This window comes from Nostoc sp. EspVER01 (assembly GCF_034530635.1).
Taxonomy (GTDB): domain Bacteria; phylum Cyanobacteriota; class Cyanobacteriia; order Cyanobacteriales; family Nostocaceae; genus Nostoc.
Map to the genome: position 1 here is coordinate 125,969 of NZ_JAVRCS010000010.1, position 22,927 is coordinate 148,895.

General features: G+C 41.9%; 15 protein-coding genes and 1 pseudogene. 9 read left to right on the forward strand and 7 right to left on the reverse strand.

Annotated features, from left to right (window positions below):
* Positions 1-82 precede the first annotated feature (82 nt).
* The 4 genes from RMX69_RS11415 to RMX69_RS11430 all read right to left on the reverse strand — a co-directional run bounded on the left by RMX69_RS11415 (position 83) and on the right by RMX69_RS11430 (position 5,382).
* Positions 83-460 carry a Mo-dependent nitrogenase C-terminal domain-containing protein gene (locus tag RMX69_RS11415; protein ID WP_289796921.1) on the reverse strand — a complete coding sequence of 126 codons (378 nt, stop codon included), beginning with the start codon at positions 458-460 and terminating at the stop codon, positions 83-85.
* 759 nt (positions 461-1,219) lie between these two features.
* Positions 1,220-2,992, reverse strand: coding sequence for a ribonuclease J (locus tag RMX69_RS11420; protein ID WP_322637531.1), 1,773 nt, complete (start codon positions 2,990-2,992; stop codon positions 1,220-1,222).
* Between the two features lie 281 nt (positions 2,993-3,273).
* Positions 3,274-4,158: a 4-hydroxy-tetrahydrodipicolinate synthase gene (dapA, locus tag RMX69_RS11425; protein WP_289796923.1), complete on the reverse strand. Its 885-nt coding sequence runs from the start codon at positions 4,156-4,158 to the stop codon at positions 3,274-3,276.
* Positions 4,159-4,344: 186 nt separating this feature from the next.
* Complete coding sequence (locus tag RMX69_RS11430) at positions 4,345-5,382, reverse strand: aspartate-semialdehyde dehydrogenase (RefSeq protein ID WP_322637532.1); 1,038 nt, start codon at positions 5,380-5,382, stop codon at positions 4,345-4,347.
* A gap of 872 nt (positions 5,383-6,254) precedes the next feature.
* Between RMX69_RS11430 and tig the strand changes: the two genes are divergently transcribed.
* From tig to RMX69_RS11450, 4 genes are all read left to right on the forward strand, one after another.
* Positions 6,255-7,688, forward strand: coding sequence for a trigger factor (gene tig, locus RMX69_RS11435; protein ID WP_289796925.1), 1,434 nt, complete (start codon positions 6,255-6,257; stop codon positions 7,686-7,688).
* Between the two features lie 337 nt (positions 7,689-8,025).
* On the forward strand, positions 8,026-8,724 hold the full coding sequence (gene clpP, locus RMX69_RS11440) for an ATP-dependent Clp endopeptidase proteolytic subunit ClpP (RefSeq protein ID WP_104905916.1): 699 nt from the start codon (positions 8,026-8,028) through the stop codon (positions 8,722-8,724).
* A 9-nt stretch (positions 8,725-8,733) separates the two neighbouring features.
* On the forward strand, positions 8,734-10,074 hold the full coding sequence (gene clpX / locus RMX69_RS11445; RefSeq protein WP_104905917.1) for an ATP-dependent protease ATP-binding subunit ClpX: 1,341 nt from the start codon (positions 8,734-8,736) through the stop codon (positions 10,072-10,074).
* A gap of 252 nt (positions 10,075-10,326) precedes the next feature.
* A complete protein-coding gene (locus tag RMX69_RS11450; protein WP_322637533.1) occupies positions 10,327-11,247 on the forward strand; it encodes an alpha/beta hydrolase in 921 nt (306 codons plus the stop codon).
* Between the two features lie 13 nt (positions 11,248-11,260).
* Here the strand turns inward: RMX69_RS11450 and RMX69_RS11455 are convergent, their stop codons facing one another.
* On the reverse strand, positions 11,261-12,460 hold the full coding sequence (locus RMX69_RS11455; RefSeq protein WP_289799984.1) for an FAD-dependent monooxygenase: 1,200 nt from the start codon (positions 12,458-12,460) through the stop codon (positions 11,261-11,263).
* Positions 12,461-12,514: 54 nt separating this feature from the next.
* The gene (locus RMX69_RS11460; RefSeq protein WP_289796927.1) at positions 12,515-13,498 is read right to left on the reverse strand and encodes a GntR family transcriptional regulator; all 984 of its coding nucleotides are present in this window, start codon (positions 13,496-13,498) and stop codon (positions 12,515-12,517) included.
* Between the two features lie 277 nt (positions 13,499-13,775).
* Here RMX69_RS11460 and RMX69_RS11465 point away from each other — a divergent pair, with 277 nt between their 5' ends.
* The 5 genes from RMX69_RS11465 (at position 13,776) to RMX69_RS11485 (ending at position 20,597) form a co-directional block, all read left to right on the forward strand.
* A complete protein-coding gene (locus RMX69_RS11465) occupies positions 13,776-14,516 on the forward strand; it encodes a dienelactone hydrolase family protein (protein WP_322637534.1) in 741 nt (246 codons plus the stop codon).
* Positions 14,517-14,637: 121 nt separating this feature from the next.
* Positions 14,638-15,540 (forward strand): S1 RNA-binding domain-containing protein, encoded by a 903-nt coding sequence (locus RMX69_RS11470; protein ID WP_322637535.1) that lies wholly within the window; start codon positions 14,638-14,640, stop codon positions 15,538-15,540.
* Between the two features lie 429 nt (positions 15,541-15,969).
* The gene (locus RMX69_RS11475) at positions 15,970-17,058 is read left to right on the forward strand and encodes a fatty acid desaturase family protein (RefSeq protein ID WP_322637536.1); all 1,089 of its coding nucleotides are present in this window, start codon (positions 15,970-15,972) and stop codon (positions 17,056-17,058) included.
* A 1,072-nt stretch (positions 17,059-18,130) separates the two neighbouring features.
* Positions 18,131-19,006: an SDR family oxidoreductase gene (locus RMX69_RS11480; protein WP_289796930.1), complete on the forward strand. Its 876-nt coding sequence runs from the start codon at positions 18,131-18,133 to the stop codon at positions 19,004-19,006.
* Between the two features lie 94 nt (positions 19,007-19,100).
* Positions 19,101-20,597 (forward strand): HlyD family efflux transporter periplasmic adaptor subunit, encoded by a 1,497-nt coding sequence (locus tag RMX69_RS11485; protein WP_322637537.1) that lies wholly within the window; start codon positions 19,101-19,103, stop codon positions 20,595-20,597.
* Between the two features lie 779 nt (positions 20,598-21,376).
* On the opposite strand, the pseudogene RMX69_RS29430 reads toward RMX69_RS11485, so the two are convergent.
* Positions 21,377-22,549: pseudogene (locus RMX69_RS29430) on the reverse strand (S8 family peptidase); the annotation flags it as partial.
* Between the last annotated feature and the right edge of the window lie 378 nt (positions 22,550-22,927).

Consider the following 22,927-nt stretch of genomic DNA (forward strand, 5'->3'; position numbering starts at 1 on the left):
TTAGGAATTAGGAGTTATATTATTGATCCCCGACCTGTTACTCCTGACTCCTAACTTTTACCTCAGCGCTTATATCTCAGTATTAGCAGTACTGCGATACATCTTCGCCACACTCGTCGGCTAGATAGCACAACGCTCGGAAACGTAAACCAACCACTTCTTCATATAAGGGGTTGAGCTTGCACATGGGTGGGATGTGAAACAGGGTTTTCCCAAATAATTTGACATCGCGCTCAAAGGGGCACTGAGATGGGATCAGTTTGCACAAACGATGAGCTAGTTGGCGATCGCGGACTTGAATGTTTTCTACTCGCTGCCGTAAGGGTTGGAGAATATCCCAGTAAGGCTTGGAAACAGAATGGTTTAGCTGGGTTCCTTTATGGTCACTAGTCTCTGCTTGATTGATTGATACCCAGCTAGCCAGAAAAATCTTTTTGGTGGTATTGTCGAATACCTTCATGGTTAACCCTCTGTGTTATTGAGGCTATTCACCTTTTTGATGAATATATACAACGTGGCAACGAACTTTCCCGGAAAAATCGCGTTCTGACTGCGATATAATGTAATACCTGATTAGCCACTTAAGTCAGAACCTAATTTATTACTACGTCAAGTTAATCGCAAATTTCTGGGGATCGGTAGTGTAATATTACGATCTTGTTCATAACTTGACACAGTTTAAATTTTAATAAAGACATCCATCATTGGATAGGTTTTAGTGTAACATTTACAGAACTTAATATAAGGTCTTTTTGAAAGTATTTTTGCTAAGTATAAACATCAGTAATATCCTAGAAGGCTTTTTTCCTCTCCGTGTTCCCACTTTCTCACGTAAGTGTGACTTGTTCATCGCTGGCTGAATACCGTAAAAGTAGTGATTTCTGATTGAGTAGAATAGATAGCATTTCATAAAACTTAGGTTGGCAGCACGGTTTGAGAATGATACAGTCTGAAGCGTTAAAATCAGATGAACTTGCTTATGGGTGTTTCCGTACTCTACAGAGCAATCCATCCTGGCAGTACGCTGTACGCACGCCTTCAGTGACAGCAATCTAACAAGTGAGATCGCCTCCAAGAACTATAGATAATTTCTATACCCATTACAAAAGAAAGCGCAAAGACGTTCAGAAAAATTCTGTGTCTTTGCGCCAATCGAAATTTGAGCGGTGAAAGCCACTGCTCAAACTTCTCTCTGTATGAGATTTTTACCTGAAATTTTCTATGATGCTACCTGAGCAGCAGTCCGAGTCCGCCGTCTTCTCCCGTCAGCAACTTTTACAGGTGGCTCATCAGGAATTTGCATCAACAAAGTTACAGATGGCTGACACTGTAATTCCCGACGGATGGAACGTTGCAATTCTCGTTCTAAAGTACCTTGCAATCCACCCCAGTCTATATCTGCTGCTTCTCCCTGCTCAGGAGCAAATTCTGTCCAGCGCACAGAGAGGATTTCTTCAATGCGTTGTTTTACCCAGGTTTGTAAGAGCGATCGCTCTACACTTGTAACTACACCCCGGAGGTGAGTTTCTGGTTTTGCCAACAGTTTACCATTCCAATCAATGGCAGCTGCGATCGTGATAATCCCTTCGGAAGCCATGCGTTGCCGTTCTTGCAGCACTTTCGCACTTACCATACCCGAACTAGTAGTATCTACCAATTCAATACCAGATGGCACTTTACCAGCGACGCGAATGGCATCTTCTGTCAGTTCGACAATATCACCATTCTGAATAATGATCATATTTTCTGCGGGAATGCCCATACTCTGAGCCGTTTCTGCGTGCTTCACTAGCATCCGATGTTCGCCGTGAAATGGCACAAAGAATTTCGGTCGAGTTAAGGCAATCATCAGTTTTTGTTCTTCCTGACAGCCGTGACCGGAGACGTGAATTCCTTTATCCCGACCATAGACTACTTTCGCACCTTGAATCATTAATTTATCAATGGTGTTGACTACAGCGATCGTATTTCCGGGAATTGGGTTAGCAGAGAATACTACCGTATCTCCTTGGCGGATTTTAATGTGAGGATGTTCTTTGTTAGCAATGCGGGTCATGGCTGCCATCAATTCACCCTGAGAACCTGTAGTTAAAATCAGTACTCTTTCATCGGGTAGATTGCGGACGGCGTGCAATGGTTGCAGCAGATTATCTTCACACTTGATGTAACCTAAATTCCGGGCATGAGCAATCAAGTTCAGCATGGAACGCCCGACAACTGTCACTACACGGTTCTGCTTCTTCGCAATATCCAAAATCATGTTGATGCGATGGACGCTAGAAGCAAAGGTCGTGACAAATAATCGCCCAGGTGCTTGACTAAATACTCTCTCCAGATTGGGATAAACTGAACGTTCGGAAGGTGTAAATCCTGGCACTTCCGCGTTAGTGGAATCGCTCAGTAAACAAAGAACGCCTTTTTCCCCATGTTCTGCTAGGCGTTGCAAGTCAAACTTTTCACCATCCACTGGGGTATGGTCAATTTTAAAATCCCCTGTGTGAATGACAACACCCAGGGGAGTATGAATGGCAACAGTAAAACTATCAGCAATGGAGTGGGTATTACGGATATATTCAACTAAAAAGTTTTTGCCAATCCGCACCACATCACGTGGTAGAACTGTTCTAATTTCTGTGCGATCGCGGACTCCTGCTTCTTCTAATTTACCCTCTAGCATTGCCATTGCTAGTCTGGGGCCATAAATCACTGGGATATCAAATTGCTTGAGATGAAAGGCAATCCCACCAATATGATCTTCATGACCATGAGTAACGATCATCCCTTTAATTTTGTGGCGATTTTCCCGCAGATAGGTCGTATCTGGTAAGACAATATTTACCCCATGCATCGCCTCTGTGGGAAAAGCCAATCCTGCATCTAACAGGATTATTTCATCGTCATACTCAAAAAGACAGGTATTTTTACCAATTTCATGCAAACCGCCCAAAGGAATAATTTTCAAGGCGGAATTATTAGCTTCGTTTTTAGCCATTTTCTCCTTAGATTGTTACTTGTGGTTAATTAAGTTGATAGTTAACGAACTTGTATTTAAGACAACATCATCTGTCTCTTAAGCCAGTCCCAAAGCAATCAAGTTTTAATTGAAGATTTCAATTTTTTATTCAATAAAATCAACTGTAAGACTCAAGGATTCATAGTATATCTATCAGTCCTAGCACAGGTTTTTTAATTGCAACTTATGAACAATTATGATCGTTGTTTATATGTATCTTTGACAAGGAGGAGACTACCAGCATTTAAATAAGTTGGTGGTTAAATTAAACTAAGTTCTTTCAGAACCGCTTCTAATTTTTGACTGACTTCTAAATCAGCTTCACATAGCGGCGGACGAGTTGAACCAACCTCCCAACCTTGAAGTTGCAGTGCTTTTTTCACTGGAATGGGATTTGAAGTGAGAAATAGAGCTTTAAACAACGGAAATAGTTGGAGATGAATGTCGCTTGCTACCTCAATTTTTCCCGCACTAAAAGCTTGGATCATCTGCTGTAGTTGGTTTCCTACCAGATGAGAAGCCACACTTACTACACCCTTTGCCCCGATCGCTAACAAGGGCAAAGTCATGTAATCATCACCAGAATAGATGTGGAATTCTTTTGGTGTCAAGCGACGAATAACGCTAGCCTGATCTATATTACCAGTGGATTCTTTAATCCCGACAATATTGCTAACCTCAGCTAACCGGGCAACTGTTTCTGGCTGAAGGTTTTGTCCGGTACGACCAGGGACATTATATAACAACAACGGTAAGTCGGGACAGGCTTGTGCTATTGCCTTAAAGTGCGCTTCCAATCCCGCTTGCGGCGGTTTGTTGTAATAAGGAACAACTTGTAAGGAACCATGTACTCCTATCTTAGACGCTTTTTGGGTGGCTGCGATCGCTTCTTTGGTTGAATTCGATCCACAACCTGCGATTACCTTGGCTTTTCCGGCCACGGACTGCAATACCTCGACAAACAACTGGTATTCTTCATCCCAACTTAGCGTCGGGGATTCTCCGGTTGTGCCGCACATCACCAATGTATCTGTACCGTTGTTAGCTAGATGTGCCGCCAGTTCTGCCGCTACATCATAGTTGACACTACCATCTGCTTTAAATGGCGTAATCATAGCGGTTAAAACATTACCAAAATCTCCCACCCTTTTTTCACTCCTGATTACCCATGTTTTTATATCTTGGTGGTTCTCTATTGTAATAACCTATCTGCAAATTGCTTTCAAGTGTCATTAGTCATTTGTTATTTGTCCTTTGTCACTTTACTAATGACCAATGACCAATACTTCTCTACGAGAGGCTACGCCAACGACTACGCCCAGTACAAGTGACTAATGACTAATAGCTAATGGTTTGAGTAGATTTTTCTCTACTAATAACTCGGCGATTTGTACTGCATTCAATGCTGCGCCTTTGCGAATTTGGTCGCCACATAACCATAATTCCAAGCCACAAGGATGAGAAATATCCTGGCGAATCCTTCCCACTAAAACTTCATCTCGACCGGTTGCTTCAATTGGCATCGGAAAATGATTCGTTCCCCAATCTTCTACCAATTTAACTCCAGGGGAGGAATTTAAAATTTCTCTGGCTTCCTTCGCACTAAAGGGAGTCTCAAATTCTAAATTAATGGCTTCTGAGTGGGCGCGGAGTACGGGAACCCGTATACAGGTCGCAGTGATTCTGATTTGCTGCGTACCAAATATTTTTCGGGTTTCGTTGACCATTTTCATTTCTTCCTCACAATAACCCGAATCGTTTAATGGGGAGTTATGCGGGAATAAATTAAATGCCAATGGGTAAGGCAATATTTCGGCAACCGGTGGCTGTCCTTGTAGTATAGCGCTTGTTTGGGTTTTGACTTCTGCCATTGCTCTAGCACCCGCACCACTAGCCGATTGGTAGGTTGCAGCGACAATGCGCTGCACTGGTTTAACTTTATGCAATGGCCAGACTGCCACAGCCATTAAAATCGTTGTGCAGTTGGGGTTAGCAATAATGCCTTGGTGATGCGCTGCGGCTTGGGGATTCACCTCTGGCACTACTAAGGGAACTTCCGGGTTCATCCGAAAGGCACTGGAGTTGTCAATTACCACTGCGCCCTTTTCTACGGCAATTGCTGCCCAAGTTTTAGATGTCGAACCACCTGCACTAGCTAGTACTATATCGACATTTTCAAAGGCGCGATCGCTCACTGCCTCTATTGGTATATTTTCACCTTTAAACCGCAGCGATCGCCCGACACTCCGCTCTGATGCCAATAACTTCAAGTCAGCAACCGGAAAATTACGGCTTTCTAATAATTCCAGCAACTCTGTGCCTACTGCACCAGTCGCTCCCAAAATAGCTAAACGATAGGATTTCGACAAACTTGCTTCCTCCTTTAAGAGACTTATCTGCAATTTCTTGGAACAATTGACAATTTAGTTATATTTAAATAGCGATCGCGGTCTGGAAATACATTTTTAATAGGTTTAGATTTTTCTTTAATTTAATATATCTTTATATATTTAATACATTTTTTTAATTAAGTTAAGTGATGTTGCATTTTAAAATAACGGCGATTTTTTCATTGATTTACTATAACTATATATTATACAATAAACCGCTATTTATCATAAAAAGGGAGATATCTGCATTTAGGGGTTTAACAAGCATCCTTCCTGTCAAGAAACAAAAAATATATTGGCTACAAACTTGCGACTAAGATGATGAATATACTACTAAATGCAAAAAGCCAGCACAATGTAAAACTGAGTTATGTGGTTAAGTAACAGATGCACTCTCCTACCACACATAACTTAATAATAGCTAGATAATACCTAGACTCAATACTATAACTTTAATCTGGGGTACTAACCACTCTTTGAGACCAGGATATCACGGCGTTAGCCCACTGAATAATTAATTCCCAAATTTTAGAGTGAGTCGGGAATGAAGAGGCGAATAGGATATTAGGTTACAGGGTAGAGTTACAGATTTTTTCCCTATCACCTGTCATCTCCCCCTAATCCCAATGCTCCATTAACCAAATTGTTATGAAGGTAAAATGTCAAGTCCTTGATAATTGGCAGTAAACTGGATCTTTGCCCCAGGACAAGCATCCATCTTTGGATGTCACAAGACCTTTTGGCAAACTCCCATTACCCCTAAGAGACATCAAGCCATAAACGCAAACAATTATTTTATTGCGTTTTGTGTGTACTCGGAGTATAAAATACCAGAAAACTAGAGACAAAGCATGAAAGTCACCCAGGAAAAACTTCCCGCCAGCCAAATTGGCCTGGAAATAGAGATTACGCCGGAAATTACCAAGCAAACTTACGAACAGGTCATTAAAAACTTAGCGAGTACTGCCAATATTCCTGGGTTTCGTAAAGGCAAGGTGCCTCGGCCGATATTACTACAACGGCTGGGTACAACTCGAATCAAGGCAGCGGCGCTGGAAGAACTAATTCAAGATGGTATTGAGCAAGCAGTCAAACAAGAAGCCATCCCAGCAATCGGTCAGCCGCAATTGCGCTCCTCCTTTGAGGATTTGATTAATAATTATGAACCTGGAAAACCCCTGACGATTTCGGCGGCTGTCGATGTAGAACCAGAAGTAAATTTAGTTCAGTACACCGATTTGCAAGTCAAAGCTGAAGAAGTTAAGTACGATCCAGAACGAGTAGACGCTAACCTTGACAAGGAACGTCAAGAATTGGCGACATTGATTCCTGTGGAAGGACGTGCAGCCCAAATCGGCGATATTGCCGTAGTCGATTTTAAAGGTTCATTCGCTAGAGTTGAGGGCGAGGACGAAACCGCTGAACTAGAACCGATTCCCGGAGCCGAAGCAACTGATTTTCAAGTTGAGTTGCAAGAAGATAAGTTTATTCCAGGCTTCATTTCGGGAATAGTCGGGATGAATCCTGAAGAAACCAAAGAAATTGCGGCGCAGTTCCCAGACCCGTATGCTAATGAAGATTTAGCTGGAAAAGCAGCAACTTTCACCGTGACGCTCAAAGAATTAAAGGAAAAGGAGCTACCAGAAGTCAATGACGATTTCGCCCAGGAAGTCAGCGATTTTGAAACCCTAGAGGAGTTACGCGCTTCTTTGGTAGAGCAATATCAAAAAGAGGCGGACGACAAAACAAAAACCAATAAGCAGGAAGCCTTGTTAACGGAACTGCTTAAGCACGTAGAAGTTGACTTACCAGCAACTTTGATTGAGCAAGAAGTGGATGCAATGCTAACGCAAACAGCAATCCGGCTGTCTCAGCAGGGATTGGATGTGAGAAAGTTGTTTACTCAAGATATTATTCCGCAATTGCGGGAGCGATCGCGTACTGAAGCAATTGAACGTATCAAACGCTCCTTATCCTTGCGGGAAATCGGGAAACGCGAATCTATCGAGGTAACACCAGAAGAAATCGCAGCCAGAGTCACAGAACTTTTAGAGCAGTACCCAGAGGAACAGGACGTTGATGAAGATAAACTGCGCTCAATCGTGGAAAACGAACTGTTAACCGAAAAAATCATCGATTGGCTCTTAGAACACTCCTCAGTTGAACTTGTACCCGAAGGTTCCTTGAGTCCTGCAAAGGAAACGGAAGACACAGAATCTGATGCTGATGCACTTCAGACAGAGGAAGAAAACAGCGAGGCTTCTACAGAAGTTACAGAAGGATAATAAAAAATCCCACAACCATGAGTTCACCAGTTCTGAGTTAAAGTACTGGTGAAATGGGTAAGGTAAGGGAGATGAGGAAGTAGAGGGAAATAACCAATGCACCATACCCCATGCCCAATGCCCTATAACTCAGGGATGAAGTCAAAATAATTAAAGAATTAATGAATTTTCGGCAAATAGTGACACCTGTTATCACTTGAGCTTGATACTGTGTTACACGAGAGGAAATTATATGAGGCATAATGGTTAACACGTAGCTTATAAAAATTCCATTCGTTGAAAAGGCAGTATCCGCTGCTGAAACATTTGTCCTAAATAATCGTCAAAGAAAGCTTGTATGCTTGAATCGCAGTCGGGAAATTCCCCAATCAGCAACTTAAGTCGAATAAACATTAACTCCCAGTTAAGCAGCCCTAGCAACATCGTACCAATGGTGATAGAGCAATCTGGCATGGGAGAAAGAGCTTTCGACATCTACTCCCGCCTGCTGCGAGAGCGGATTATCTTTTTAGGAACGCCAATAGACGATGCCGTAGCCAACTCAATTGTGGCTCAGTTGTTATTCCTAGACGCCGAAGACTCAGAAAAAGACATTCAACTGTATGTTAATTCTCCTGGCGGCTCCGTCTACGCAGGGATGGCAATCTATGATACAATACAGCAAATTCGCCCTGATGTTGTTACCATCTGTTTTGGATTAGCCGCGAGCATGGGGGCATTTTTGTTGACAGCAGGAGCTGCCGGTAAGCGAATGTCTCTGCCCGACTCCCGGATTATGATTCACCAACCACTTGGTGGCGCTCAAGGTCAAGCCATTGACATTGAAATTCAAGCCAGAGAAATTCTTTACGTTAAGGCTAAGTTGAATCAGTTAATGGCTCACCATACTGGTCAACCCTTAGAAAGAATTGAAGCAGATACTGAGCGCGACTTTTTTATGTCGGCAGAAGAGGCAAAAAACTACGGTTTGATTGATCAGGTCATTTCCAGGCAAAATCTTCCCGTAGCAGGGGAAAACGTCACCATTCTGAAATAAGAGGCTGGTATGTCTAAGTACGACTCCCATTTAAAATGTTCATTTTGTGGCAAGTCTCAAGAGCAGGTGCGTAAATTAATCGCAGGGCCGGGAGTCTACATCTGCGATGAATGCGTTGACTTGTGTAATGAAATACTAGACGAGGAGTTACTCGATACTAATGGTGCGGCAGCACAACCAGCACCAAGAGCAGAGCCACCTGAAAAACGGCGTACTCACTCTGCTAGTATTTCGTTTAATCAAATACCCAAGCCAAGAGAGATTAAAAAGTATCTAGACGAACACGTTATTGGTCAAGACGAAGCGAAGAAAGTTCTGTCAGTAGCTGTTTATAATCACTACAAGCGGCTGGCAGTCATTCAGTCTAAGGCCAGTGGCAAACCTGGGTCAGATGATGCCATAGAACTGCAAAAGTCCAACATCTTGTTAATCGGCCCGACTGGTTGCGGCAAAACTCTCTTAGCGCAAACCTTAGCAAAAATCCTGGATGTACCCTTTGCCGTAGCCGATGCGACGACGCTGACGGAAGCGGGGTATGTGGGAGAAGATGTGGAAAATATCTTGCTGCGACTGTTGCAGGTGGCAGATTTGGATATAGAGGAAGCCCAACGGGGAATTATTTACATTGACGAAATTGACAAAATTGCTCGTAAGAGCGAGAACACGTCAATTACCCGCGATGTTTCTGGCGAAGGCGTGCAGCAAGCCTTGCTGAAAATGTTAGAGGGAACGATCGCTAATGTACCACCCCAAGGAGGGCGCAAGCATCCTTATCAAGACTGCATCCAGATTGATACGAGTAATATTTTGTTCGTCTGTGGTGGTGCCTTTGTAGGCTTAGAAAAGATTGTAGACCAGAGAGTTGGCAAAAAAGCAATCGGCTTTGTGCAACCGGGAGAAGGTCAATCGAAGGAGAAACGAGCAGCAGACACTCTTCGCCATCTAGAACCGGATGATTTAGTAAAATTTGGCCTGATTCCAGAATTTATTGGGCGGATGCCAATGGTAGCAGTAGTAGATCCGCTAGATGAAGAAGCGCTGATGGCGATTCTTACTCAACCACGCAGCGCCCTCGTGAAGCAGTACCAAAAGCTGCTGAAGATGGATAATGTCCAGCTAGATTTTAAAGCAGATGCTTTACGAGCGATCGCTCAAGAAGCTTACCGCCGTAAAACTGGTGCTAGAGCATTACGTGGTATTGTCGAAGAATTGATGTTGGATGTAATGTATGAGTTACCATCCCGTAAGGATGTGACACGCTGTACAGTTACAAGAGAAATGGTCGAGAAGCGATCGACTGCTGAACTGATAGTACATCCATCTTCACTACCGAAGCCAGAATCAGCTTAATAGTCATTAGTCATTTGTACTGAGTTTCGACTGCGCGGTAATCGAGCGAAGTCGAGATTCAACTACCGCGTAGTCGTTGGCGTGGCCACTGAGCGTAGTCGTACCCCTCCGGGGAAGCAAGCTACGGGCAGCGTCTCGAATAGAAGTGCAGCCTCTCCAAGAGTTGTATTAGTCATTAGTCATTGGTCAAAAAATAAGGAATAATAACCATATACCAGGGACTAATGACAACTGACAAAGGACAAATGACTAATGCCTTATATTAACGTTCGTGGCGTTGAGCATTACTACGAATGGGTGAAAAAACCATCCGGTTCTTTGGTAAAACCAGTGATGGTTTTTATGCATGGTTGGGCTGGTTCGGCTAGATATTGGCAAAATACTGCTGATACTTTATCAGAGCAATTTGATTGTTTACTCTACGATATGCGGGGATTTGGCCGTTCTGGTGGAAAGCCAACTATCGCCCAAGCAAGTGAAGCTGTTGCCGAATCTGAATCCCCACAGGAAGAATCAGAGGCAATCAGAGAGTTAACCTATGAATTAGAGGAATACGCTGATGATTTGGCAGCCTTGTTAGATGGGTTGCATCTTCAGCGTGTTTATATCAATGCTCATTCGATGGGCGCTTCTGTTGCCACTTTATTTTTTAACCGCTATTCCGAACGAGTAGAACGAGGAATTTTAACTTGTAGCGGCATTTTCGAGTACGACGAAAAATCTTTTAGTGCTTTTCATAAATTCGGTGGCTATGTAGTGAAATTCCGTCCCAAATGGTTAAGCAAAATCCCATTTGTTGACCGGATGTTTATGGCCAGATTTTTATATAGTTCCATACCACATTCTGAGCGGCAAGCTTTTTTAGAAGATTTTCTCGAAGCAGATTACGATGCAGCAATAGGGACAATTTTTACTTCAGTCAGTAAGGCTCAATCTGAAGTGATGCCGCAAGAGTTTGCTAAGCTGACAGTGCCGACTCTACTTATAGCTGGGGAGTATGACAAGATTATTCCAGCCGAGATGGGGCGTCAAGCAGCGTCACTGAATGACAAAGTGGAGTTTGTGATGATTCCTAACACAGCGCATTTCCCAATGTTGGAAGATGCCCCAACTTATCTGCAACGCGTACAAGAGTTTTTGCAAATTAACACGCCAAAACCACAAGTGGGATAACTGCTGGCGATTTTTAGACAGTTAAGTGTACCTGTGTGATACCTTGACGCATTTTATATTGGCGCTTTAACCAAGACTTTTGAATTGTTTTACGGAGCAAGGGAGCAAGTTGAATCAACAGCAATCGCAGTAGTGCATTTTTTCGCAGTAGTTCGCCTTGTCTAGCTTCCGCTAACTGGAGTTGTTGGGCGCGGATAATTTCTGGCTCGCGTTCTGCTTGGATGTGCGATAGTGTCATGTCAATATCCTGGTGTCTAGCTTCTTTTTGCAACAACGGCACAAGATGATTAGCAGCGACAATCACATCACGCAATGCGAGATTAATTCCTTGAGCGCGGACAGGAGACATTGGGTGTGCAGCGTCACCCAGAAGCAGTACTCCTGGTACGTGCCATTTTGGACAATAACCAACCACAACAGAAAGCCGAATGGGGGATTCAATTGTGTCTGCATGATTACGGAAATGCTTTGCTAGCCATGAGGGTGATAGTGAGGCAAAAATCTCTGCCCAGTTGGCTTGCTTGGGGTCAGTGTTTTCGGTTGCGGACATCACCCAAGCTAGATGCAGTTTTCCTGATTCTGCTCCATGAAAGATACTAAATATGCGATCGCCATTTACAATTGTACGAAACACATTATCGGCTGCAAACTCAGGACTGGCGGCAAGTTTAAACCAGAGAATATCAATATTTTTGGGCTGACGTACCAATTCCAACCCTATACGTTGTCGCACAAGAGAATTTCGACCATCTGCCCCAATCACTAAGTCAGCAGTAAGTTCTTTCCCATCGCTTAGTACTACACCTGCAACACGTTGATTACTCCACAGTAAATCTTTGACAGTAACACCTTGGATAAATTCAAATCCATCATTGGTTTGAGCTTCCGAAATCAGTGCTTTTAGTAGTGGTGGTTGTGAAACCAGTGTACAGGGTCGGGTTGCCCCCATTGGTTCATCAACTCGAAACAACTGCTTGCCCCCGATAATGAATTCCCATGCGTCGATTTGCCGATGGGGAATATCCTCCAACAACGCCGATAGACTCATTTCCTCTAGGGCTTCTAAACCACTGGGCATTAATCCTTCACCGCGAAATACACGATGAAAGTCTTTTGCTGCTTCAATTAACGTTACAGCAATACCACGTTTTACAAGGAGCAGGGCAAGGGTTACACCTGTTGGACCTGCACCCACAATCACAATCTGCACTATCCCATCCCTCCGGTATCAGTTGCTCTCAAAGATGTTGGTCAAATTATCTTGAGATTAACTTAAACCCAGCTCTCGTTTTAGCAAGTTAATCGAGTTAGCGCCGATATAATTTTCCACCTTAATCAGCTTTGGTGGACGAATAATATCTTCATCAGAGGCTTGTACGGCTGCTTGCACTGCTGCATAACTGGCTTGGTCGCTGATGATGACCTCAGCCCGTTTAACCATTGCCTGAAGTTTGTAAGCATCTTTTGGTTGCGAAGTCATCACCAATAGTTCATCGCCCCGCAAACCGTGGAGGATGACTTCTGCTGCTCGCGCAATCCCGGAACTGAGGCTAACTATCCCAACACAGTTTTCTTTTGGTAGGGTTTTCAAGATGCTGAGTTCTTTGCTGTAGTCGTAGATATCCAGAGGAATTACTCGTGCAGCTTTTGGAGCTGCGATCGCTTCCACATTACTGATAAAATATCGACTTGTGACGACTGTCGCAGAGGTAGTTTTATCTAACACAGCTGTTAATTCTTCCATTGCTACCAACTGGACTGGAATTTTTAGCGATCGCTCTAATTCATACACCATCAATTCTCCAGCACCCATATCATAAGACGGCACTGCAACCAATACTCGCGCACTACAACGCAAGCGCCAGTCAATTTCCGCTAAAAATAGCTCTCTAGCTTGATTTAGCGAACATCCTTGAGAAAGCAACTCATCAAGTGCTTGCTGGACAACTTGATATGCATCAGGATTTTGTTTGAGAATTGGTGATTGCAGCCTACTACCGCCCTCATGACCTTGGGCGCGAACATAAATACCCGAACCAGCCATACTTTCAACAAATCCGTCTTCTTCTAGTTGACGGTAAACCTTACTTATGGTATTTCGGTGTAAACCTGTTTGCATTGCCAGCGCCCGTGTGCTTGGTAATTTGTAAGCAGGAGGATATTGCCGAGAAGCGATCGCAAATCGGATTTGATTAAACAGCTGGGTTGATGCGGGAATTTCGCTGTCTGGCTGAATACGGAATTGAATCATCACCAAACCTCCTGAATACTAAGTGCTAATGAGTGCTGAGTTTTGAGTATTAAGTGTTGCTTTTATACTCAACACTTTTTACTCAGCCCTCCTTTTGTTACCAGCTACATTTGCTACATCTCAAATATGTTTATTTACATATAAAGTTTTTCTGATACAAATTTCTAATGCGCTCGCTATTGGTAATTGATAATTTAATTAGAAAAAAGCTAGGCATACTGGCATAGTTATATCAAATAAACACACGGCTAATCACATAGCACTGGTAAAAATTATTATGACAGAGCAAGCAACAACTACCACAACGATTAATCTTTTGCAAGATAATATTCAAGTGTCTGCTTATCTAGCAGAACCAAAAGAACCTGGATCTTACCCAGGAGTTGTAGTATTACAAGAGATTTTTGGTATCAACACTCACATTCGAGAAGTTACAGAACGGATTGCCCAACTTGGTTATGTAGCGATCGCACCTGCACTTTTTCAACGTATTGCCCCTGGCTTTGAAACCGGATACACACCCGAAGATATTGAAACGGGCAGAAGTTACGCCATGCAAACTCAAGCCTCAGAGTTATTAAGCGATATTCAACTAGCAATTGACTATCTCAAAAATCTGCCTCAAGTAAAAAAAGATGGTTTTGGCTGTATTGGCTTCTGCTTTGGGGGTCATGTCGCATATCTTGCAGCCACCTTGCCAGATATTAAAGCTACCGCTTCCTTCTACGGTGCTGGAATTACCACTCGCACACCGGGAGGTGGCGCTCCTACTATCACCCGCACCGAAGAAATAACAGGTACTCTCTATGCCTTCTTTGGCACAGAAGATGCTAGCATTCCAGCCGAACAAGTAGATGAGATTGCAACAGAGTTAGAAAAATATAAAATTCCTCATCGTGTGTTTCGCTACGATGGAGCTGATCACGGATTTTTCTGCGACCACCGTGCCAGTTATAATCCTAAAGCTGCGGCCGATGCTTGGGAGCAAGTAAAACAACTCTTTGGTCAACTAAACTGAAGCATACGCACCCAAGTTCGTCATTGGTCATTGGTCATTGGTGAATAACAAATGACAAATGACAAATGACAATTTAAACTTCAGTTGCACCATATCAAATAAAAACTAATCTTCAAAAGTCATGAATTCCGAATCGAAACTTTCTCAAACAGCCAATTCGCCCTTTACAATGGACGATTTTGCCAAAGCACTAGAAAAACACGACTACCAATTTCAAAAGGGACAGCTCGTAAATGGCAAAGTTTTCCAACTTGACCATGATGGAGCCTATGTTGATATTGGTGGCAAGTCGTCAGCTTTTCTGCCGCGCGATGAGGCTTCTTTGAGAGCAGTTACCGATTTATCGGAAGTGCTGCCATTGCAAGAGGAAATGCAGTTTTTGATTATCCGAGATCAAGATGCAGAAGGGCAAGTTACCCTTTCTCGAAAGCAGTTGGAAATTCAGCACATCTGGGAACGACTGACCGAAATGCAGGAAAACGCTCAGACTGTGCAAGTACGGGTTATGGGTGTGAATAAAGGTGGTGTCACCGTCGATATTCTTTCTTTGCGGGGATTTATCCCGCGATCGCACCTGGCAGAGCGTGATAATTTAGATGCACTCAAAGGTCAAAATCTGACTGTGGGTTTTTTGGAAATTAATAAAAACACCAACAAACTCATTCTTTCTCAACGTTTAGCAACTCGTTCTAGCAACTTCAGCTTATTAGAACTAGGCCAGCTGGTGGAAGGTAAAGTTACTGGCATCAAACCTTTTGGTGTATTTGTCGATTTAAGTGGGATGAGTGCCTTACTTCATATCAAGCAAGTAAGTCAAAAATTTATTGATTCTTTAGAAAAAGTATTTCAAGTTGGTCAGCCAATTAAAGCTGTAATTATTGACTTGGATGAGGGTAAAGGGCGGGTTGCTCTTTCTACCAGAGTTTTGGAAAACTTCCCTGGCGAAGTACTAGAAAATTTCGATGAGGTTATGGCTTCGGCTGAGGTGCGTGCTAATAGAGCTAATAATAAAGCATCTGAATAGTTTTGAGGTGGGCTGCTTGCACAAAGTTATAAATAGTGCGTAGGCGTAGCCCGTCGTAGGCATCGCATCTGCGGTAGGTAGGATTAATCGGGAATAGCGCCCAAAAATTGATCGATAATCCAAATAGTGGGTTATTTTATCCCCCTGCATCTACCAATATGTAGGGGAATTGTAACTTAAAAAAGCTTTCCATAGATTTAGACCTCTTGCCTCTGGCAATAATTTTAGCCAGCTTTAAATTGTAAGCCTCAGAATAAATTCTGAGGTTTACTTGTGGGCGATGCCAAAATTTTCCAATAGGTCTATTGTAAAAATATTGTGTGGTATATTTAGAGCTTTACCTATTGTGAATTGAATCGTCCGATTTTAAAAACGTTACGATTTACCGCAAAATTTCACTCAACTAAATTCTCTACGTGACAATTATTTATGAATGTTAGTACCGAGCCAAAACTGATTCATCAGAAAATATATGCGAAAGAATTACGTTCTCTGATGCCACCTGAAGCATTTACTCCCGATCCAAGTAAGTTAATTATATTGTTCATTAATCTGGCAATTTTGATACTAGGTTGGATGATAGCGGCGCGGTTAGATTCTTGGTCGCCATATTTTTTATGGCTTTATGTACCTTTAAGCATAATTATGGGCAATAGCGTGGTTGTCTTACTATTTAGCACCCACGATTTGATGCATGGTAGCGTAATTAAAAATCCTCGATTAATCTATATCATTGGTCTTTTAGGGCTAACAATGTTGTGGATGCCACCAACGTTATGGAAAGCAGTTCATAACCGAGTACATCATAATCACACTAATGATTTAGGCGACCCAGATCGTAATTACTTGTATGAACAATCTTCAACCTGGGGAAAATGGATTCAGGACTTATTTGTACCTTCAACTGAAGTCAATCCTGTATGGTTCATAGTGGGAATGACTTCTGCTTGGGGAGTACATACTTTTCGCAATCTGACATCTGTGCTGTTTTTCAATCATAAATCCGTCGATTATGTTCCTGCTGCATTTACAGTCAGTCCTAAAGATCGTCGAGCGATCGCATGGGAATTATTGATGATGATCATGATTCATCTGAGTATCCTCATCTATCTCCAATTTGACCCCATAAAGCTCATGCTTGGTTACTTTTTACCGATTGCAATTGGTTATGCTGGAGTGATTTTTTATATTTATACAAATCATTTACTTTGTCGGATGACCAGCGTTAATGACCCACTAGTTAATAGTATGTCTCTCCGGGTTTACAAAATATTTGACTTGTTGCATTTAAATTTTTCTCATCACACTGAACATCATATTTTTCCAGGAATGAACTCGGACTATTATGTTATGGTTAGGGACTTGTTAGAAACTCACTATTCTGAAAAATTTAATTTATTGGATGCTGGAAAAGCTTGGTATTTGCTGCTGAAAACCCCCCGGCATTATAAAGATGAAAATACTCTTACAGATTGGTCAGGTAAAAAGTCTGTTCCTTGTCCTACAAGCGACAGTTAAAAAGGTTTATTGCAAATGAATATGCTGCTAAATCTGAGGATTTTGCAATAAATATCGACCACAGTCCAAGCCAGGCAATAAGCCGAAAAAGTCACGATGGACAATAACTAGCACCGCAAGGCGGAATTAAAAATTAAAAATGAATATAGCATAAGCATTTCATTGATTTGGAATAGATAGTTTATTTCCGCCATGTTGTACTAGTTAATTAATCGAAAAAATATATAAAGTCGAATTTAATAAGCAAAATGGTATTTGACTTACTTAAACCCCAGTTTGCTTACTCAAAAGCTGTGTTTGTTTTCTAATTTTGGTGTTTTCCGCAAGTAAAATGACGTTTGACTTACTCAAACCCCAGTTTGCTTTCTCATTTTGGTGTTTTCCGCAAGTAATCAAGCATACTAAGAAAGCAATATGCTTGATTGCTGACTCATACCAGTAATTCTCACAGTTATGACAACTATTTCTTTAAGATTACTTTTCTTTATCTTTATCTAATGCTTCTTGAATTGCACGACGGCAAAACTCTTATGATTTTTCTTTAATTGCTTCTTTATTCATTAGACCTCTTGCATAAATCAAAAATAAGAAAGAACCCCACCCCGCCAAAGCTACGCTTTGTCTCTCCTCCCCGCTTGCGGGGTGGGGTGTCAGGGGCTTTTGTAAGAGGTCTATTGTTTTGCCTCCTCTGCATCCCCGACATCCCTCTTTTTCGTGTTGCACCCTCCTATTACTCTATCCCCGACATCTACAAAAATATGGGGGATCATTTTTAGAGTATTAAAATAAATAAGGTGTGACTTAGGATCGTGGATTTAATAACTTGTGTAGGTTGGGTTGAGTCTGCAAAACCCAACGCCCCAGAGATGTTGGGTTTCCTGCCTCAACCCAACCTACAAAAGTCGATGTTATTTAATTCTTATTCCTTATTGGTGTGAGACTATCTTGAGCATGGTAACAAAATATAAAAATATGCTCATATCTCTATTTAAGTATTGCTCAATGGGTTTTGATCATATATCGAGCATTTTGACAACTATAAACGCTGTAACTATTCAATTTAGGTATTTGTATGTTTCTGGTAACTGGAGCAACGGGAGGAATTGGTCGCAGAGTTGTACGACTCCTACGACAACGAGAACAGTCGGTGCGGGCATTTGTCCGCCTTACTTCGCGCTATAGCGAGTTAGAACACAGAGGTGCAGAAATTTTCATTGGTGACTTGCTAGAGGAAAAATATATCCAGAAAGCTAGTCAGGGTGTGCGGTATATTATCAGCGCCCACGGTTCTGATAGCGATGCCCTATCTTTAGATTACCGCGCCAATATTGAACTAATTGAGCAAGCAAAAGCCAATGGCGTAGAGCATTTTGTCTTCATTTCCGTACTGGGAGCCGATCGCGGTTATGAAGATGCTCCCGTTTTCAAAGCCAAACGAGCAGTAGAGCGATATTTGGCAGCTAGTGGCTTAAATTACACTATTTTGCGCCCGTCTGGATTAGCATCTAACTTGCTGCCACTAGTAGAACGATTTCGGGAAACGGGATTGTATCTGCTGGTTGGCGATCGCAAAAACCGTACCTCAATTGTCAGTACTGATGATTTAGCAAGGATGGTTGTGGATTCTGTGACAGTTGAAGGCGCTCGCAACCAGATTTTACCCGTCGGAGGGCCGGAGATTTTATTGCGAGAAGATATTCCCCGGATTTTTGGTCGGATTTTCGCCAAAGAACCAGTAATAATTAACTCACCCCTATTTGTCATTGATGGGTTACAGGGTGCATTGGGTTTATTTAATCCCAAAATCCAAAAAGCTTTGGGAACTTATCGCACATTGCTAGCAAATGAATTTTTCTGCACAAAAGATGAAATTGCCAATTTAGAGGCGATTTTTAACTTCCAATTAGAGACATTAGAAAATTTTTTGCGGCGTTATTTAGCAGTTTGAATTAAACATCAGTCATTAGTCATTAGTCATTTGTCATTAGTGAATAACAAAGGACAAATGACTAATGACAAAGGACAAAGGATAAAGGACACAAATGAAATCTTCTCTAGCTGCAAATGCTGCTCAAGCACGTCAGACAAAAGAGCGATTCGCCCAACCGGAGGAACAACTTACTTATGAATTAGGGAAAGCAGTACAGGAATTGCCGCCCCTGTACACTAGATTATTAGCGGGAACGATGAGCGCCATCGTATTTGGGGCGATCGCTTGGGCATACTTCTCCCAAATAGATGAAGTAGCAACAGCACCGGGGGAATTAATTGCTTCTACACAGGTAAGACCGGTAACATCTTTGGGTGGAGGATCTATTGTCGCTGTTAAAGTGCAAGAAGGCGATCGCGTTACTAAAGGTCAAGTTCTGATTCAAAAAGATCCAGACTTGCAAATAACTGACGTTTCCCGCCTAGCCAAATCTACTAGATTGATTCAAGACGATTTACAGCGTTTGGATGCAGAACGTGTTGGAGGCAAAACTACTGGCACGAAAATGCAAGATGAACTTTTAAGCTCCCGCCTGCAAGATTTCCAATCTCGTCAAGCAGCGGCGGAAGCAGAAGCAAATCGCCAAATAGCACTTATCGATCAAGCTAAAGTCCGCTTGAGCAGATTGCAAGATAACTTAGTTAATGCTAAAAGCAGCTTTGGGAATGCTCAAACCAACCTTGCCAATGCAGATAGCATCCGAATTAAAATTGAAAGTAATTTAGCCCTGGCTCAAGAAAGGGAAAAAAGCCTACGTACTCTAATTACTCCTGGCGCTGTGCCTCGTGTCGATTACCTGGATGCCCAAGAAAGATTAACTCGTGCAAAGACAGAAATCACCAGAGCGCAAGATGAAGTCATCAACGCCCAGAATAGAATCACAGAGGCTCAAGATAAAGTCACATCATTAGAAAAAGATATTGATGCTCAAGTCCAAGAAATTCGCCAAGCAGAACAAGCTTACAACGCTGCACGCAGTCAGGCCCAGCGTGTAGCATCAGAACGCCAAAGCGAAATTTTGACGCAGTTTAATAAGCGTAAAGAAGAACTAACAACTGTTCAAGGTCAATTAGAGCAAGCGAGGAAGCAACAAGCTTTAGAAACGATTGAGGCTCCCGTAGCCGGTACAATTTATAAAGTTAAAGCCACTAAGGGGCCAGTACAATCGGGTGAAGAATTGCTGTCAATTTTGCCGGAAGGGGAAGAAATGCTTCTAGAGGTAAAAGTTCTCAACCGCGATATTGGGTTTATTCGTCAAGGAATGAAGGCAAAAGTCAAAATGGCGACTTTTCCCTTCCAAGAATTTGGCATTGTGGATGGCGAAGTTATGCAAGTCAGTCCAAATGCAATTGCTGATAAAGAATTGGGTTTAGTTTTTCCGACGAGAATTAAGCTAAATAAACACGCAGTGAATGTTCGAGGTCAAGAAGTAGAATTTACACCAGGGATGACTGCTACAGGTGAAATTGTCACTCGTAAAAAGTCAATTTTGACATTCATCACTGAGCCTGTGACACGGCGGTTCAGTGAAGCATTTTCTGTTAGGTAGGAAAGTCTGTTAGATTAGCCACAAGTAAGGGTTTAGCATTGTTAAACCCCTACATTTATTCACGACAGACGAGCAGTATTGAACTTAACTGCAAATCGCTATAATTTTCAAGCCATACCCAAAAATTTTCTATACTGATCTATTTGTTTTTGCATTCCCTCTAGTAGTTTGACAAAATCTGGATTATTCTCATCCTGATTGCTATTCACATTGATGTTGCCCAGAATCTTTTCATAGTTTTGAAATTGCGACCATAATTCTGGATTTGTTGATATGCTATTACCCTCGGCTGATATCAGATATTTTGTGGTTTCTGTAATTGCCTGACCAATCACAGGGCTAAAATCAGAATCATTCCAACTAGCGATTGTTTCTGATGTTAGATATCTTGTGGATTCTGTAATTCCCTGACCGATTAGAAAGCCAAAATTGGAATTATTAAAACTAGCAATCTTTTCTGGGGTTAGATATCTTGTAGTTTCTGTAATTGCCTGACCGATTAGAGAACCAAAATTGGAATTATTAAAACTAGCAATCTTTTCTGGGGTTAGATATCTTGTAGTTTCTGTAATTGCCTGACCGATTAGAGAACCAAAATTGGAATTATTAAAACTAGAGCTTGTAATTTGTGTGTTATTCACTGCGGTTTCTGCAATTACCCGACTCGCTAGTGCATTGACATTAGCAATTTTAAAACTAGAGCTTGTAATTTGTGTGTTATTTCCTGCGGTTTCTGCAATAACTTGACTCGCTAGAGAACTGACATTAGAAATGTTAAAACTAGAGCTTGTAGTTTGTGTACTATTTCCGGCGGTTTCTGTGACAATCTGACGTACTTGGGCATCAGTCAGGTTAGGGTTAGCACTAAGCATCAAAGCAACTACACCAGCAACGTGGGGAGTAGCCATAGAAGTGCCACTATAAGTTGCATACTGATTATTTGGAACTGATGAATAAACCTTGACTCCTGGAGCTGTGACGTAAGCGATTGGATTCGTTCCAGAGCGGTTAGAGAAGTCGGCCAAATTATTATTCTTATCTACTGCCCCAACGGCAATTCCTGACTTCGATGCATAGCGGGCGGGATAGTCTGGTGATGAGTCACCATCATTACCTGCTGCCATGACGACAATTACTCCTTTACTGCTGGCATAGTTAATGGCTGACTCTAGAGTGCGATTAGAAGATGCGCCTCCTAAACTGAGGTTAATTACATTAGCTCCATTATCTACAGCGTAGCGAATACCTTTAGATATGGAACTATAGGAACCAGAGCCAGAGCTATCTAAAGCTTTGATAGCCATAATTTTGGCATCGTAGGCAATACCAGTGACACCGTAGTTATTATTTTCCCCTGCGATCGTGCCGGAAACATGAGTACCATGACCGTTGTCGTCTAGGCTGTTGTTGCTATTATCAGCAAAGTTCCAGCCGTAATTATCATCAACATAGCCATTACCATCATCATCTATACCGTTACCCGCAATTTCCTTGGTATTCGTCCAAATATTATTTGTTAAATCTTCGTGGTTATAGTCAACTCCAGTATCCACAACAGCGACAACAACGCCTTTACCTGTATATCCCTGTGCCCAAACTTCCGGTGTTTTAACCATGTCTGCTCCCCAATTATTGCCACCAATATCGGGAACATCAGCAAAGGTATTTTGACCAATAGCTCTAGCCACTGCTGCTGCTCCATTAATCAAGCCATAGCCATTAGTGGAGTTATAATTTTGAGTGCTAAAAGCATTATTAGTAGCGTTATTGCTATTTTTAGATTCATCGTTATTTAGCAACTGCACATCAGCATCATCGAAGTTATAGCTACTACGGTTGCTGAAGTTGAGGCTATAGTTATCTTTTGTATTAAAGCTATCTAATGAGGATATTGAAGTGGCATTTAGCTGTTTTTTTGACAATATATTGTTATTAACATCATCAATGTGCATAAATTTTTTCTCAAAGATAGCAACCGTTTTTTGACAGTTTAAAGCCTTGAAACCTTGACAATAAAAAGATTTCAATGTGTGAGCAAGCCTTATTCTCAATAATTACTATGGAATTTAATAATAAAATGCTAATTTTATTACCAAAAAACATTCTGATAATTACGGTTTTTATTCAGAGTCAATTTATCGAGTAAATCTTAAATATTTGAAGTGTATTAATGAAGACTAATGCCAAAATTATAATAGGTACGTTATGACTCCTTTTATTACTCTTAGAAATGCTGCGATCGCCGACTATAAAACAATACAGTTCAGTTAAGGATAATCGTAGGTTGGGTTGAACGAAGTGATACCCAATAAAGCACTAAAAATGTTGGG

What these genes read in the sequence shown, in the direction of transcription:
- RMX69_RS11415 (WP_289796921.1), bottom strand. Translation starts at nt 460, where the DNA reads ATGAAGGTATTCGACAATACCACCAAAAAGATTTTTCTGGCTAGCTGG.
- RMX69_RS11460 (WP_289796927.1), bottom strand. Translation starts at nt 13,498, where the DNA reads ATGATTCAATTCCGTATTCAGCCAGACAGCGAAATTCCCGCATCAACC.
- tig (WP_289796925.1), top strand. Translation starts at nt 6,255, where the DNA reads ATGAAAGTCACCCAGGAAAAACTTCCCGCCAGCCAAATTGGCCTGGAA.
- RMX69_RS11480 (WP_289796930.1), top strand. Translation starts at nt 18,131, where the DNA reads ATGTTTCTGGTAACTGGAGCAACGGGAGGAATTGGTCGCAGAGTTGTA.
- RMX69_RS11475 (WP_322637536.1), top strand. Translation starts at nt 15,970, where the DNA reads ATGAATGTTAGTACCGAGCCAAAACTGATTCATCAGAAAATATATGCG.
- RMX69_RS11485 (WP_322637537.1), top strand. Translation starts at nt 19,101, where the DNA reads ATGAAATCTTCTCTAGCTGCAAATGCTGCTCAAGCACGTCAGACAAAA.
- RMX69_RS11420 (WP_322637531.1), bottom strand. Translation starts at nt 2,992, where the DNA reads ATGGCTAAAAACGAAGCTAATAATTCCGCCTTGAAAATTATTCCTTTG.
- RMX69_RS11450 (WP_322637533.1), top strand. Translation starts at nt 10,327, where the DNA reads ATGCCTTATATTAACGTTCGTGGCGTTGAGCATTACTACGAATGGGTG.
- clpP (WP_104905916.1), top strand. Translation starts at nt 8,026, where the DNA reads ATGCTTGAATCGCAGTCGGGAAATTCCCCAATCAGCAACTTAAGTCGA.
- RMX69_RS11465 (WP_322637534.1), top strand. Translation starts at nt 13,776, where the DNA reads ATGACAGAGCAAGCAACAACTACCACAACGATTAATCTTTTGCAAGAT.
- RMX69_RS11470 (WP_322637535.1), top strand. Translation starts at nt 14,638, where the DNA reads ATGAATTCCGAATCGAAACTTTCTCAAACAGCCAATTCGCCCTTTACA.
- clpX (WP_104905917.1), top strand. Translation starts at nt 8,734, where the DNA reads ATGTCTAAGTACGACTCCCATTTAAAATGTTCATTTTGTGGCAAGTCT.